Genomic DNA, 14112 nt, shown 5'->3' with positions numbered 1-14112 from the left:
GCCGTGGTCACACCTCCAGCCTGCTGCGGTCCGCCCGCGCCGGGCAGGGGCCGTCCGGCCCCCACCGTGCCGGCCGGCCGATCCCGGATGCGCCACGCCCCGTGCCGCGCCCCGAGCCGGATGTCCCGGCTCCGTTCAGTCCACCTGCCCGAGCCGGGAAGCGACGTTTCCTCGTACCGTCGTCTCATGGCGAAGGAGCGAGGTGACAAGGACCGCGCCAAACTGCCCCGGGCGGTCTACGAGCGGGAGCTGTACCGGCTGCAGACCGAGCTGGTGGCGCTGCAGGAGTGGGTGCGTCACGAGGGTGCCCGGCTCGTCGTGGTCTTCGAGGGACGCGATGCGGCCGGCAAGGGAAGCGCCATCAAGCGGGTCACCCAGTACCTCAACCCGCGGGTCGCGCGGATCGTGGCACTGCCCAGGCCCACCGAACGCGAACGCACCCAGTGGTACTTCCAGCGCTATACGGAGCACCTGCCCGCAGCCGGCGAGATCGTGCTCTTCGACCGCAGTTGGTACAACCGCGCCGGCGTCGAGCGGGTCATGGGCTTCTGCACGCCCGCCGAGCACCAGCGGTTCCTTCGGCAGTGCCCGGTCTTCGAGCGGATGCTGGTGGAGGACGGGATCCTGCTGCGGAAGTACTGGTTCTCGGTCAGCGACGAGGTCCAGGAGCAACGGTTCCGGCGGCGGCTGAAGGACCCCACGCGGCGCTGGAAGCTGTCCGCCATGGATCTGGAGTCGCTGACCCGCTGGGAGGAGTACTCACGGGCCAAGGACGAGATGTTCGTGCACACGGACATCGCCGAGGCGCCGTGGTACGTCGTCGAGAGCGACGACAAGCACCGGGCCCGGCTGAACATGATCGCCCACCTGCTGTCCACGGTGCCCTACCACCACGTCTCCCCGCCGGAGCTCGACCTTCCGCCACGGCCGCCGAACACCGGCTACCAACGGCCACCCCGCGACCTGCAGCACTACGTCCCCGATCATGCGGCCGGGCTGGACTGACGGCTCGGCCCCACCTGTTGCCGATCCGCCGTCCCTGCCCTGCGCGGTCAGATCCGTCGTTCCCCGGCCCGCGCATCGGGCCGCACGGACGCCGGCCCGGTCACGTCGAACGCCACGTCCACCACCCCTTCGACCGACCGCACCAGGCGTGCGATCACCGGGATGAGAGAGGTGTCGCGGACCCGGCCCCTGAGGGTGACGACGCCGTCGGCGACCTCGACCTGCAGGCCTTGGGCCGGTGGCGCGAACAGCTCGCTCAGGACGTTCCGGCGGACCTCCTCCGCCAGCTCCTCGTCGGAACGCAGAAAGACCTTCAGCAGGTCGGCGCGGCTGACGATGCCGCGCAGCACGCCGTGCCCGTCCACCACCGGAAGCCGTTTGACGGCCCCGCGCGCCATGATCCGCGCGGCCTGGGACAACGTGGCATTGGCCGAAACGGTCAGCGCGGGGGTGGTCATCAGCTCTTCCGCGGTCACCGCTTCCGCCCGCCGGACGTCGTCGACCCGCCGTAGCTGCGCCAGCCGTTCCGGGTCCGACTCACGGAACTCCTCCTTCGGCAGCAGATCGGCCTCGGAGACCACCCCGACCACCCGCCCCTCCCCCGCGAGGACGGGAAGGGCGCTGACCTTCCACCGTTCCATGGTCTCCACGATCTCCTTGAACCGCGCCTGGCGGTCGACCGCGGCCACGGTCTCGGTCATCACGTCACTGACGATGTGCGGAGCGTTCAGCATGATGCCTCCTCGGTAACCGGACCGACGGCCCAGGACCGCCATGACACCTCCAGCCTTCGAAGCACGGCCCTCCCGGGACAGGGGCCGTCCGGCCCTTTCCGCTGCCGTTCGGCCGGCTGCGGGGGCCGCGGGGCCCAACTCCCGCGCCGCGCAGACACGTCACGGTGTTGCAATTCATTGCACCCGGTCGGCAGCAAGTTGCACCGCGGTGCGTGTGTGCCTATCGTCTCGCCGCAGAGGCCCTGTAAGTGGGCCAGAGGGGGTTGACCATTGTTCGTCATCGCTCGTGCCGCTACTCCGTCCACCGGTGAGACACCGTGCCGTCCCGCGCCAAGGAGCCGGCATGGGCACTGACCGGAACAGTTCGCTCTCCAGGAGCTCACGCCAGCGGCTCCCTTTCCTCGTGTCCCCGGCACACCAACCGGTCAGCCGGACGCTCCACGTGCTCCTTCCCCCCGCCTCCGGAAGAACAGCAGCCGGCGCACAGCCCGTTCCGTTCCGCCTGGGAGGGGCCTGGCAGGTCGGAGAGAGCCTCTACACCCAGGTACAGGACGACTTCACCGGCCGGTTCGCCGTGTTCGCCACCCGCGCCTCAGGACACGTGGAGCGGGTGACGGGCTACTCCTGGGACATCAACCCCGTCTGGCGCCGACTCACCGGCCCGAGCGCCCCGCGAGCCACCTGGTCCCAGCTGCGCCACGAGCACGTCGTCCACGATGCCGCGGCACGGGAAGAGCTCGCCGGCGATGATGCGGAGACCTGTGAGTACCTGACGGAGGGACAGCTCTGCCTGCCGCCGGCCGACGGCTGCGCGGACCACCCTCCCGTCCTGCAGGCTTCGCTCGGGGCCCGGGATCCGCTCGAAGACCTCTGGGAGGAGTCGGCTCCGAGCGGGGGCAGCGTCCAACAGGTGGCGGAGGGGGTCGAGTTGCTGTACTCCCGGGTCGCCCGCTTCCTCGACGGGCAGCATGTCCCGCCGTTACACGAGCGCCCGCACGCCCCACACCCGGACGCCGCCCTCTCCTCCCAGCTCCTGCGGGCGTACGACACCTACAGCAGCGCACTGGTGCTGCAGTGCGCACCGCAGGCGGCATGGTTCGGCGCCTGGGCGTACGGGATCGCCGAGGAGTTGGTCTGGCGCAGCAGACTCGGGTCCGCCCGCAAGGAAGCCGAACGGATCATTCGCCGATCCATGCAGTACCTGTCGTACGAGAGCCTCGACCTGTCCTCGACCGTGGTGGCCTGCGCCGGGTTCCGCTCCGCGTACGACGAGACGCCGGGCTACTGACGACTCGATCCGCGACGGCCGGGGAGGGCGGCCACCACTTCACCCGACGCGTACGGGCAGTTGCCTGAGCGCATGTGACCTGAACGAGGCCCGCCACTCCAACGAGTCGGCGGGCACGGCGAGTTGCACGTCCGGGAACCGCCGGAGGAGAGTGGCCAGGGCGGTGCCGATCTCCAGCCGGGCCAGGGCGGCTCCCAGGCAGTAGTGGAGTCCGTGGCCGAGGGCGAGGTGTGCCACGTCCGCGCGGCGGATGTCGAAGCGGTCCGGCTCGCCATAGCGGTCCGGGTCGCGGTTGGCGGAGGCGAGGCAGAGCAGCACCGTCTCGCCGCGAGGGATGGGCACGCCGCCGATCTCGATCGGCTCGGTGGGAAAACGGCGGATGGCCATCTGGTTGGGGTGGGCGAAGCGGAGGATCTCCTCGACCGCCCCGGGCATCAGGTCCGGCCGGGAACGCAGCAGCGCCAGCTGTTCGGGGTGCCGCAGCAGTGCCAACAGGCCGCTGCTGATGAGGTGTTGGGCGTTCTCGCTGCCGGCCATGAGGATGAGGAAGGCCAGTGAGACCAGCTCGTCCTCGCTGAGCCGGTCGCCGTCGTCGCGGGCGTCGATCAGCGCGGAGAGCAGATCGTCGCCCGGGTGCGCGCGTCGGGTGGCGATGAGGTCGAGCAGGAAGTGGTGGATACGGTCGATGGATTCGGCGGTGTGGCCGGGGTACTGGGGGGCGAACATCGCGCTGACCCACTCGGAGAACGGGCGGCGGTCGGCGGGCGGCACATCCAGCAGGTCACCGATGACGACGAGGGGAAGCGGGTTGGCGAACTCGCTGACCAGGTCGGACTGCCCCAACGCCGCGAGGTGGTCGGCGAGGTCTTCCGCGGCGGCGGCAACCCGCTCCCGCAGCCGTTCGACCTGACGCGGCGTGAAGCCCTTGGAGACCAGGCGGCGCAGGCGCAGATGGTCGTCCGGGTCGATGTTGAGCAGATTGCGGTCCAGGGCGGCCGGCAGGGCGAAGCCCTGGTAGCCGGTGGTGGAGTGGGCCTTGTTCACCGACAGCCGCAGATCGGTCAGGGCCGCCCGCACATCGCGTTCGCGGGTGACCAGCCAGGCGGCGGAGCCGTCGGGAAGCGCGACCCGGTGCACCGGGCCCTGGGCCCGCAGCCGTGCGTAGACGGGATACGGATCGTTGAAGAAGTCCTGGTCGAACGGCTGGCTGAGGGCCGGCGACGGGATCTGCCGGGTCATGATTTCTCCTGGACGGACGGGCCGGGCACGAAGTCTGCGGCCACGGCGGCGACGACGGGGGACGTCGCGAACGCCCGGGCCATCTTGCGTTGGAAGGCCAGTTCCGCGGCCAGGTCTTCCGGTTCCGCCACCCGCGGCGAGAGGGTGTGCGGGACCGGCTGCCGTTGTGCGGCCCGGGCCTGCAGGGCGGCCTTGAGCTGTGCGGCTTCGATCGTGGCCGCCAGGTCGGTGTCGGCCAGGCCGGCTGATCGGCCGCGCTGCTCCGCGGTTTCGGCGACGGCGGCGGGGGTCCAGGTGCGAAGGGCCCACTGGGCGTCGCGGATCTCGACGAGCCGGCGGTAGAGACGGGTGCGCAGATCCGTGTCGGGCTCCAGGTGCAGAACGGGCTCGGGCACGTGTCCGGTGACCTCCCCGTGCAGGGGTGCCAGGTCGCGGTAGGCCCGGCGGTCGTCGATCCGCTGCCAGAGGTCGCTGAGGCTGCGGCCCCAGTCGGGGAGGACCCAGCCCAGTGTTTTGGTGAGGGTGGCGATCGTGACGGCGACCTGGGCGAGCGGTTCCCATGCCTGCCCGCTCACGCCGAACTGTGCGGCAACGACGTCCGCCGCACGGCAGCCGGTGTAGATGAGCGCGAAGGGCAGGGTCGCCGCGATGAGATACAGCCCGCGGCGCATCCAGGGATGCGGGGCGATCTTCGCGTAGCGCCAGCCCAGCACGCCGACGTCCACTTGGTTCGCCGCGTACGCCAGCAGATAGATGGTGAGGTAGGCGGGGTAGTACTGGGCACTGTCGATGGCGAAGTCGTCGGGCTTCTCGCCCCGGCTGGTGGCCGCGACGAACAGGGCCACCATGCCGGCCAGGACCAGTGCGAGCGCGATCAGGCGCGGCCTCGCCTTGCGCCAGGCGGTGGGGGCTTCATGACTCAGGTGCAGCAGGACGACCTGCTGGCAGGCGGTCAGCAGAATGACGCAGCTCTGCGTCAGGAGGCCGGAGAAGTTGACGACGCCCACGGCCTGGCTCGTCGCCACCCATACGACGGGTGTGGAGACGGTGTACGTGAGGGACAGGAAGAAGAAGTTGCCGACGAGGGCGACCTGGGTGACGGAACGGTCGGTGCGCAGCACGCGGAGCTTGTAGAGGAGTGCCAGCAAGGCTATTGCGGCGCACAGGGGATAGAGAACGCTATTCATTGCTCCCTCGGAAGGCGGGGTTGTCCAGCGCACTGAGCCGGGCGGCGAGTTCTTGCATTTCAGGGGGGACCGGCCGGACCTGCTCCGTCGTCCAGGTGCCGATGCGGCGGCCGATCAGCGTGCCGATGTACTCGGCCTCCACCTCGGCCGAGGACTGCGAGTGCTCCCGTCCGAGCGTCCGCCGGATCAGGTCGGGATCGAGCGAGGGAAGGAGGAGCCGGGATGCCTCGGGGGTGAGCACGGGGGTGGCTTCGTGGTCGCAGATGAGGTGTCCCAGTTCGTGGAGGACGACCTGCTGCTGGTGGACCGGGGCGAGCCGCTGCTCGTAGATGACGTACTCCGCCCCTGCCGCGGAGACCCACAGGCCGTCCGGGCTTCCCAGTGGCAGGGGGAAGGGCATGAGCTGGATGGGACGCCCGGAGAGCTGGCTGAGGTGCTCGCACAACGCATCGACCGACAGCTTCTTGCCGGTGGGCAGCCCCAGCGCGTCGACCCGTCGTTCGCACTGCTCACGCAGCCATATCGCCTGCAGGTCCCCGCCCTTGCGTCGCCAGCGCATCACTATCACGACTGGGTGTCGTCAGGGAGGTCTTGTCTGGGCAGGTCCTCAAGGGTCGCGCGGGCCGCCTCGGCGGTGCTGACCAGATGCGTGATGAGGTGGCTCAGCTCGTTCAGGGAGGAACCGGCCGGCGGCCCCACAGGCGCCGACTGCCGCAGGGCGACGCTCTCCACCCGCTGGCTGCGCATCTTCTTCAGCCACTCCAGTTCCGAGTTGACCTGGTCGAAGACCTGGTCGTCCAGGAAGTAGCCCACGCGGGAAATCCCGAGACTGTGCGCGACTTTGACGAGGGTCTCGACGGTCAGATTCGTCCCGTCCACGGACTCCGCCGACGCCAGCGTCCGCTTGGAGATCCCGGCACGTTCCGCCAACCCGGCCATGGTGAAGGGACCCTCGGGATGCTGCTGGCGGATGTACCGCAGCCTTCGGGCAATGGCGGTCTTCGTGGCCTGCATGGTCTCGTCGAGACCGGCCGACACATCTGCTGAATTGGCGAACTCTTGGTGATCCAACCCTCATCCCCCTCCGACAACACCTGCGCTACAGGGTGACACGTACCGAAAGTGCCCTCCGCAGGGGGCGCCGAGCTCCGAAGGCGGTCGCGGAGGACGAGCGTGCACGAACCGGCGCTGCCTGCTGCGCGCGAGCGCGCGCCGGTGGAGCGCCTCCCAGGGTGCTTCCCGGGCAGCACACCTACGGTTTGGCGGAAAGCCAGCTGGGGCGTGGCTGAAAGTCGCTCGAAGATAGGGAGGCCTGGCTGAAAAACTCCGTGGCCCGCCTCCCCACTGGCCGATCCGGCCGGGCGGCTCCTACGTCGGGTCGGCTCCTCGGCCCATCCGTACGAAGCGCAGCATTCCGCCGCCACCGGTGGCGACGCCGCCGACGGGCTTGCGCGCGGAGCGGAAGAAGGGCGGGGTGTCCGGTCGGCAGGTCGTTCCGGCCGGCGGGAGGAGGCTGTCGATCAAGTAGCGACTTTCATGGGCCTTGACGCAACTGCTGGGGTTGACCAGTGCGGTGTGCCCGTATCCGTGGTGGGTGAGCAGGCGGGCGTGGGCCAGTTCCTTGGCCATGGCCTGTGCGTCCTGGTACGGGGTGGCGGGGTCGTAGGTGGTGCCGACCAGCAGGACCGGGTGCGCCGTCGGCCTGTTCCACGGGCCGCGATAGCGGTTCGCCGCTACGGCGGGCCAGGGGGCACACCCCGCGGTGGCCCACGTCCAGAAGCGTCCGGCGTAGCCGGCACGGGCGGCGCTTGCCTCCTCCAGGGCGGGATAGGCGTCGGGGTCGCGCGGGTTGGGGCTCTCGGCGCACACCACCGCCGCGGCCTGTTCCTCGCCCAGGTAGGGATTCGGGTGCGGGACCGGTGGTGCGGGTGGGAGGGGGGACCGCCTTGGGACGCGGCCTTGCCACAGGTCCTGCAGTCTCCCGGCGAGCTCTGTCCATCCGGGATGAACGACGTAGAGGCTGTTCACCACGTCGCCGACCGTGCCCGCGTAGGTCCACCTGCCCACGGGACGCTTCCGCAGCCGCCGCATCAGCTGGTCGAACTTGTCCCGGGTCGCCTTCGGGCCACCGGCGGAGAAGGGGCAGTGACTGGTGGTGGCGGATCCGCACAGGGTGAGGAACTGGTCCAGGGTTGCCGCCGCGCTGCGGTCCGAGCCCATGCGCAGGAAGGTGGTGAGTCGGGGTGCCTGGGCGGAGGCGTCATGGGTCCAGGCCGGTGGGTCGATGTTGCTGTCGAGGACCATGGCGCGGACCTTGCCGGGGAAGAGGTTGGCGTAGGTGGCGCCCAGGATCGTGCCGTAGGAGGTGCCCAGGTAGGTGAGTTGGGACTCCCCCACGGCTCGGCGGAGCTGGTCGAGGTCGCGAGCGGTGTCGGCGGTCGACACATGGCGCAGGAGCTCGGGGTCACGCCGCTGACAGCGCCGGGCCAGGTCCTTGTACGCGGCGATGAAGGCCGTCCGCTCCTTCTCGCCCACCGGGAAGCCCGCGGCCTTGCTCGCCCTCCAGTCGGCGGCTTCGCGGGGACTGGCGAAGCAGTTCACGGCAGTGCTGTTGCCGACCCCGCGGGGGTCCCAGCTGACGATGTCGAACCGCTCCCGCACCTCGCGCGGGAAGGCCAGGTAGTTCTGTGGCATCTGCACCGTCCCGGGCCCGCCGGGGCCGCCGGGGTTGAAGAACAGAGTGCCGATGCGCCGTCCGGGGCCGGTTGCCTTCCGTTTGATGACCGCCAGCTCGACGGCTCGGCCATCTGGGTGGCCGTAGGCCAGGGGCACCTGCGCGGTCGCACAGTCGAACTCGCTGCCGCGCACACAGGGACTCCAGTCCAGCTGCGGGGCGGGCACCGAAGGCGTGGGCATTCCGTCGGCTGCGGTGAGGCCCGGTCCGATCAGTACGTTCGAGCAGGTCACCAACGCGGCCAGGGCAACAACACCGTGTCGGCGGCGTGCTACGAACCGGGGTATGAGGGGCATGGCCATCTCCGTCCGTCCTTCTCCATGGCGGAGCGCCCGAGACCACCGGGCCCCGAATCCCGACACGCGCCCGTGTCCACGACACTACGATTCAGCAGCGGGTGCGCGTCAGCGCCCCCGGACGGCCCAGTCCGGGGGCATGACAAGAGCGAGCCTCAGCCGTCGGCCAGGGTGCGCTCCAGGAGGGGAAGCAGGCAGTCCCAGTGGCGCTTCAGCCCGGAGGCGCTGAAAGCGTCGGTGTCGGACATGGTGAAGCCGTGGACCGTGCCGGGGTAGATCTCGGAGGTGTGGTCGACGCCTGCGGCGTCCAGGGCTTGGTTGAGCTCGCCGAGGTCCTCGGCCGTCAGGTCGGTTTCGGCGTGGCCGAAGTGGACCTGCGCGGTGAGCTTGGAGAAGCTGTCGGGCCCGTCGGCGCCCACAGGGCCGTGGAATCCCGCGAGGGCGGCCACCTGGCCGGGGTGGGCCGCGGCGGTGCGCATCGCCAACAGGGCGCCTATGCAGTAGCCGGTCACCGCGACCGGCCCGGCACCGACCTCGGGCTGGGCGGTGAGGAAGCTGAGGTAGGCCTCGGCGTCACTCAGGACACGTTCGGTGGTGTGCGCCTGGAGCAGGGGCATCAGCTGGGTGACGAGCGCGGACCGGGCCGCTTCTCCGATGTACGCGGGAAGCTCGACCACGGGCGCCGGGCCGTGCCGGTAGAAGAAGTGGGGGACGAGCACGTAGTACCCGTGCCCGGCCAGTTCGCGGGCCAGCTCCCGTACCACGGGCCGGATGCCGAAGCCGTCCGCGTACATCAGCACCCCTGGGTGCCGCTCAGCACCGTCAGGGAAGGCGGCGAAAGCGTCGGCCTGACCGTCAGGGGTGGAAATCTGCACTGTCTTGGTGGGAATGACGAATCTTCCTTCCGGGAGTTCGCTCAACAAACGTTAGTACCACTAACGAAGTTGGCACGAGCGAACGTACCTCGTTAGTGGGACTAACGCAATGGATACGATGGGCGCCATGACCAGAGCCGAAGCCGTGGACAGGCCCGACGACGGCGCGCCCCGGACGCCCGACAGACTGCGTCGACGGGCGAGCCGACTGCTGTCGCAGCTGACCACTCGGTCGGACCGACTGATCAACGAAGGGCTGGCCCGGGCCGACGCCCGCAAGTGGCACTACGCCGTGCTCGCCTCGCTGCAGGAGTGCGGACCCGGCAGCCAAGCGACGCTGAGCCGGCGCAGCGGCATCTACCGCAGCGACCTGGTCAGCGTGCTCAACGAACTGACCGAGCGTCACCTCGTCGAGCGGGCGCCGGACCCCGACGACCAGCGCCGCAACATCATCACGATCTCCGCCCGGGGCCGCCGTCATCTGCGCCGCCTCGACAAGGTCCTGGACGACCTCCACGACGAACTGCTCGCGCCGCTGACCCCGGCCGAACGCGACCAGTTCGTGCAGCTGCTCACCCGCCTGCTGGACCACCACTCCCGGACCTCGTAGACCCGGCGGACCGGTCTCCACCCGGCCGGCCCACAGCGGGCCATGATCCGCGCAGGTCAGCGCCCACCCGGCCACGCCACGGAGAACCCGCGCGCGAGGGAGGCCGTCAGGGCCTGGTAACGATCTCGCCCGCTCAGCCGCGGGCTGGATGGAGTAGCACTGCGTGATCTTCAGGAGACGTGGTCGTTACCGCGACGAACCCGACACAAGATCGGGACGAGCACAGGAGGAAACAGCACCGTGAGAAAAATCGGTCGGATCGTTTCGGTGGCTCTTGGCGCGGGCGCGCTGGTGTTGTCGGCAGTCGGCGCGGCGAGTGCTGAAGGCGGGCGGTCAGCGTACGACCCGTTCGGGCTGGGTCATCGCCAGTGCGGCGCCCCGTCGTTCAGTCTGCTCTTCCCGAGCCGCAACGACTGCCGCACGTTCCTGTTCATCGACAACGAAAGGTTCACCGACGCCCACAGGCGCTACTCCCGCTTCGACTTCCACCAGCGCCTCGACGGCAGCACCATCTCCGGCGACTTGATCAATGACCTGGGCGGCCGCGGAAGAGGCCGCGGCGGCCGCTAGGTCCTGTCCGACGGTCCACGGCCGGGCCGTGTGCGGCTCCGTTCCGGTGGTGCAGGGGTGAGCGTCGAAAGAATCACCACGGCGTGATCGACGGTCTTCCCTTCCTGAAGCGGACGCCACCCGGGGCCGGAGCCTGGCCGGGGCCCTCAGCCACACCGGCGAGGACATCGACACCTGCCTCGTCATGGCGCGCGAAACGGTGCGCCGGACGGACGATCACCGCCCGTCCGGCGCACCGCCCACGTATACGGACCTGCGCGCTGCTACGCCGTCCGGGCACCGTCCCGGGCGTCACCGCCGTGCTCGTGCCCACAGGCGTCGTCGATGCCGTACGTCTCCCAGGACGGGAACGGGTCGCAGAGCCGACCGGCGGATTCGCCGTCCTTGAGCAGGCAGGCGGTGAGCCGTTCGGCCAGAGCCTCTTTGCGCAGGCCGGTGCCGATGAACACCAGCTCCTGCGCCTGCTGATCCCCACCGCGGACACCGGCCGGCTCGAAGCGTGCGACGACGCCGGCGTGGGACCACAGCCCGGTGACCGCGGGCCGGGTGGCGAGCCGGAAGAAGCCCTTGGAACGCAGGATGTCGCCGTAGGCACCGCCGTCCAGGTCTTCGGTGACGAATCGCCACAGTCGGTCGGGATGGAACGGGCGAGCGGAGCGGAACACCAGGCTGGAGATGCCGTACTCCTCCGTCTCCGGGACGTGGTCACCGTTGAGTTCGGCGACCCAGCCCGGGGCCTGCTGAGCCTTCTCCACGTCGAAGCGTCCGGTCCCGAGAACGCGGGTCGGGTCGATCCGCCCGTGACTGACGGGCACGATCTCGGCGGCGGGGTTCAACCGGGACAGCGTGGCTCGCAGCCGCTCGGCTTCCGGACCAGCAACCAGATCGAGCTTGTTGAGAACGATGACATCGGCGAACTCGACCTGGTCCATCAGCAGATCGCTGACCGTGCGCTCATCGTCCTCGTACTGGTCGAGGCCCCGCTCCGCCAGTTCGTCGCCGTGCGCCAGCTCGGGAAGGAAGTTGGCCGCGTCCACGACGGTGACCATGGTGTCCAGGGCCGCGATGTCCGCGAGCATCGCACCGTCGTCGCGCACGAAGGAGAACGTGGCGGCCACCGGCATGGGCTCGGAAATCCCGCTGGACTCGATGAGCAGGTGGTCGAACCGGCCCGCGCGGGCAAGCCGCTCCACCTCCGCCAGCAGGTCGTCCCGCAGCGTGCAGCAGATGCAGCCGTTGGTCATCTCCACCAGCCGCTCCTCGGTGCGGGACAGTGCCGCTCCCCCGCCCCGTACCAGCGCCGCATCGATGTTGACCTCGCTCATGTCGTTCACGATGACCGCCACGCGCAGTCCCGCGCGGTTGTGGAGGACGTGATTGAGCAGCGTGGTCTTGCCCGCGCCGAGGAATCCGGACAGCACGGTGACGGGCAGACGGCGGTGGGACGGGACGACGGGTGCTGACACGGTCCGGCTTCCTTGTTCGTACGGAGCGAGGTTGGGGTTGGGCGACGAGGGCGGACGGCCGTCAGTTCTTCTCGGGGAGCGGCAACAGCCCACGTTCGTAGGCGCGCACGAGTCGTCGGGGCACCTGGTACTCGACGCCGTCGACGTGGATCGGGGCGAGCTCCGGAGTGCTCGCCTTCCACTGCGCGCGGCGGTGGCGGGTGTTGCTGCGGGACGTCTTGCGCTTGGGTACGGCCACGGTGGAAACCTTCCGGGAGGCGAAGTGGAGCACCGAAGCTACCTGAAAACGAATGTCGTGTGCAAAAACTCCGCCCGTTCCGTTGGACCCGGAGGAGCGGTTCGGGCGGCGGCCGCCGGTCACCTGCCTGGGCCCCCGTTGGTCCGCGGTTGCCCGTCGGCGGCGCGGTCGGCGAGCGCGCGCAGTTCGCCGGCGTAGGTGGCCCAGACATCGCGGGCGAGGAAGTGGCCGACTCCAGGCAGGGTGCGCAGGCGGGCTCCGGGGATGGCCGCGGCGATGTCGCGCGCCGCCGCCACACGCAGGAGCGGGTCGCTCTCGCCGTGCAGGACGAGAGTCGGCGCGGCGATCCGGGCGAGCCGGCCGCCCTGCCACTTCGCGCCGATCTGGCGGCTCTGTGCCGCCTGGTCGCGGAAGCCGGCGACCTGGTGCGCTGCTTCCTTGTCCACGAACTCGCGCACATCGTGCTCGTCGATGTGCTGGTCGGTCGCGGCCAGGATGCGGGCGAGGGCCACGGCCAGGTCCAGGTCGCCCTGAGGTGTCCGGGGGTAATGGAGCCGGGCGAAGCGGGGCAGGCATGCCAGGCGCAGGTAACGCAGGACGCTCAGGCCCTTCGCGTCACTGGGGACCGCCGAGGAGGTGGCCAGGCTGAGTACGCGCTTCGGGTGGCGGATCGCGGTGCGCTGCGCGACGAGCCCGCCCATCGAGTGGCCGAAGAGGTGGGCGCCTTCCCAGCCGAGGGCGTCGAGGACGGCGACCGCGTCGTCGGTGAGGTCCTCGGCGCCGTAGGCCGGAGCCTTGCGGTGCAGCAGGGCCTTGACCGGCGGGCCGACGCGCCGGTTGGGCAGGTGACTGGATTCGCCCGCGTCGCGCTGGTCGTAGGCCACGACATGGAAACCGCGGCCGACCAGTTCGGCCACCAAGCCGTCCGGCCACCAGAACCGTGAGGCCCCCAGGCCCATGACCAGCAGCAGCGGGTCACCGCCCGCGCCGCCCAGGTCTTCGAAGGCGATCTGGATCTCGCCGTTGTGCGCGAAGCGCGGCATCGCGTCCCTCCCCTTCACGAAGAATGTTTCGCGTTCGCATACGGTGTTCGCGAACGCTGTATGCGAACACCGTATGCGATAGGTAGGCTGGCGGCAACGCGGGAGGTGGCAGTGGCAGAAAAGCAGGAGCCGGTGATCTGGATGCGGCCGGAGCAGGCGTCGGTCGGACGCCGGGCCGAGCGCAGCCGGGCCGAGATCACCGCCGCCGCGGTGGAACTGGCTGACCGGGAGGGCCTGGAGGCCGTCTCCATGCGCCGCGTCGCAGCGGTTCTGGGGACCGGCGCCGCCTCGCTCTACCGCTACGTGGCCACCCGCGACGAGCTGCTCGACCTGATGACCGACAGCACCGCGGGCGAATACCACCTGGCCGCTCCCAGCGGCGACTGGCAGGCCGATCTGCTCGCCCTCGCCCGTCAGGCCCGGCAGATCATGCGCCGTCACCCCTGGCTACCCGCCGTGGTCATGGGCCGCCCCACCCTCGGCCCCCACGGGATCGACCTACTGGAGCACGTGCTGGACGTGCTCGCCGACCACCCGGCCGACCCCGCCGCCAAACTGGAGGCATTCGCCCTCCTCAGCGGCTTGACCGCGCTGTTCGTCCAGAACGAAGGGGCGGCCACGGACACCAGCGTCACGCGCCGGTCCACCTACCTACGCCACGTTGCCGCCGCAGGAAGCCATCCCCGCATCACCGCCTTGCTCGCCGCTTCTCCGCCCGACGGCAACCCCCGCGACCGGTTCGACGTCGTGGTCGTCCGCGCCCTGTCCGGCGTGCTGGGCTGACTCCGTCGCAGTCGGCCACACCCCTCGGCGAGCTTCCTGACCCT

General features: G+C 70.1%; 15 protein-coding genes. 5 read left to right on the top strand and 10 right to left on the bottom strand.

Annotation, left to right across the window (positions count from 1 at the left end):
- Positions 1-186 precede the first annotated feature (186 nt).
- On the top strand, positions 187-1005 hold the full coding sequence (ppk2, locus tag ACGF4C_RS13550; RefSeq protein WP_393565981.1) for a polyphosphate kinase 2: 819 nt from the start codon (positions 187-189) through the stop codon (positions 1003-1005).
- A gap of 47 nt (positions 1006-1052) precedes the next feature.
- Here ppk2 and ACGF4C_RS13545 read toward each other — a convergent pair whose 3' ends face one another.
- On the bottom strand, positions 1053-1739 hold the full coding sequence (locus ACGF4C_RS13545; protein WP_393565979.1) for a CBS domain-containing protein: 687 nt from the start codon (positions 1737-1739) through the stop codon (positions 1053-1055).
- Between the two features lie 442 nt (positions 1740-2181).
- On the opposite strand from ACGF4C_RS13545, the gene ACGF4C_RS13540 reads away from it, so the two are divergent.
- Positions 2182-3027: a hypothetical protein gene (locus tag ACGF4C_RS13540; protein ID WP_393565978.1), complete on the top strand. Its 846-nt coding sequence runs from the start codon at positions 2182-2184 to the stop codon at positions 3025-3027.
- A 39-nt stretch (positions 3028-3066) separates the two neighbouring features.
- Here ACGF4C_RS13540 and ACGF4C_RS13535 read toward each other — a convergent pair whose 3' ends face one another.
- From ACGF4C_RS13535 to ACGF4C_RS13510, 6 genes are all read right to left on the bottom strand, one after another.
- Complete coding sequence (locus tag ACGF4C_RS13535; RefSeq protein ID WP_393565976.1) at positions 3067-4266, bottom strand: cytochrome P450; 1200 nt, start codon at positions 4264-4266, stop codon at positions 3067-3069.
- Entirely contained in the window at positions 4263-5453 is a 1191-nt protein-coding gene (locus ACGF4C_RS13530) for an MAB_1171c family putative transporter (protein ID WP_393565974.1), read from the bottom strand. Before ACGF4C_RS13530 ends, ACGF4C_RS13535 begins: the two co-directional genes overlap by 4 nt.
- Positions 5446-6012 carry an ImmA/IrrE family metallo-endopeptidase gene (locus ACGF4C_RS13525; RefSeq protein WP_051822941.1) on the bottom strand — a complete coding sequence of 189 codons (567 nt, stop codon included), beginning with the start codon at positions 6010-6012 and terminating at the stop codon, positions 5446-5448. Before ACGF4C_RS13525 ends, ACGF4C_RS13530 begins: the two co-directional genes overlap by 8 nt.
- Before the next feature lie 5 nt (positions 6013-6017).
- Positions 6018-6524: a helix-turn-helix domain-containing protein gene (locus ACGF4C_RS13520; protein ID WP_393565972.1), complete on the bottom strand. Its 507-nt coding sequence runs from the start codon at positions 6522-6524 to the stop codon at positions 6018-6020.
- Positions 6525-6821: 297 nt separating this feature from the next.
- The gene (locus ACGF4C_RS13515) at positions 6822-8483 is read right to left on the bottom strand and encodes an alpha/beta hydrolase (RefSeq protein ID WP_393565970.1); all 1662 of its coding nucleotides are present in this window, start codon (positions 8481-8483) and stop codon (positions 6822-6824) included.
- Positions 8484-8638: 155 nt separating this feature from the next.
- Positions 8639-9373 (bottom strand): dienelactone hydrolase family protein, encoded by a 735-nt coding sequence (locus ACGF4C_RS13510; protein ID WP_393566310.1) that lies wholly within the window; start codon positions 9371-9373, stop codon positions 8639-8641.
- Between the two features lie 112 nt (positions 9374-9485).
- Between ACGF4C_RS13510 and ACGF4C_RS13505 the strand changes: the two genes are divergently transcribed.
- Both ACGF4C_RS13505 and ACGF4C_RS13500 read left to right on the top strand, forming a co-directional pair.
- Complete coding sequence (locus tag ACGF4C_RS13505) at positions 9486-9968, top strand: MarR family winged helix-turn-helix transcriptional regulator (RefSeq protein WP_393565968.1); 483 nt, start codon at positions 9486-9488, stop codon at positions 9966-9968.
- 240 nt (positions 9969-10208) lie between these two features.
- Entirely contained in the window at positions 10209-10538 is a 330-nt protein-coding gene (locus ACGF4C_RS13500; protein ID WP_051822940.1) for a hypothetical protein, read from the top strand.
- Positions 10539-10801: 263 nt separating this feature from the next.
- Here ACGF4C_RS13500 and ACGF4C_RS13495 read toward each other — a convergent pair whose 3' ends face one another.
- The 3 genes from ACGF4C_RS13495 to ACGF4C_RS13485 all read right to left on the bottom strand — a co-directional run bounded on the left by ACGF4C_RS13495 (position 10802) and on the right by ACGF4C_RS13485 (position 13285).
- Positions 10802-12004, bottom strand: a complete 1203-nt coding sequence (locus ACGF4C_RS13495; RefSeq protein ID WP_393565965.1) for a GTP-binding protein — start codon at positions 12002-12004, stop codon at positions 10802-10804.
- A 61-nt stretch (positions 12005-12065) separates the two neighbouring features.
- Entirely contained in the window at positions 12066-12242 is a 177-nt protein-coding gene (rpmF, locus tag ACGF4C_RS13490) for a 50S ribosomal protein L32 (RefSeq protein ID WP_393565963.1), read from the bottom strand.
- Between the two features lie 119 nt (positions 12243-12361).
- Positions 12362-13285 (bottom strand): alpha/beta fold hydrolase, encoded by a 924-nt coding sequence (locus ACGF4C_RS13485; RefSeq protein WP_393565961.1) that lies wholly within the window; start codon positions 13283-13285, stop codon positions 12362-12364.
- Between the two features lie 111 nt (positions 13286-13396).
- Here ACGF4C_RS13485 and ACGF4C_RS13480 point away from each other — a divergent pair, with 111 nt between their 5' ends.
- On the top strand, positions 13397-14068 hold the full coding sequence (locus tag ACGF4C_RS13480; RefSeq protein WP_393565959.1) for a TetR/AcrR family transcriptional regulator: 672 nt from the start codon (positions 13397-13399) through the stop codon (positions 14066-14068).
- Positions 14069-14112 lie beyond the last annotated feature (44 nt).

It is taken from the genome of Streptomyces sp. NPDC048197, assembly GCF_043202395.1.
GTDB classification, from domain to species: domain Bacteria; phylum Actinomycetota; class Actinomycetes; order Streptomycetales; family Streptomycetaceae; genus Streptomyces; species Streptomyces siderophoricus.
Note: the sequence above shows the minus strand (reverse complement) of the source record. Positions and strands in the feature narration are given on the sequence as shown.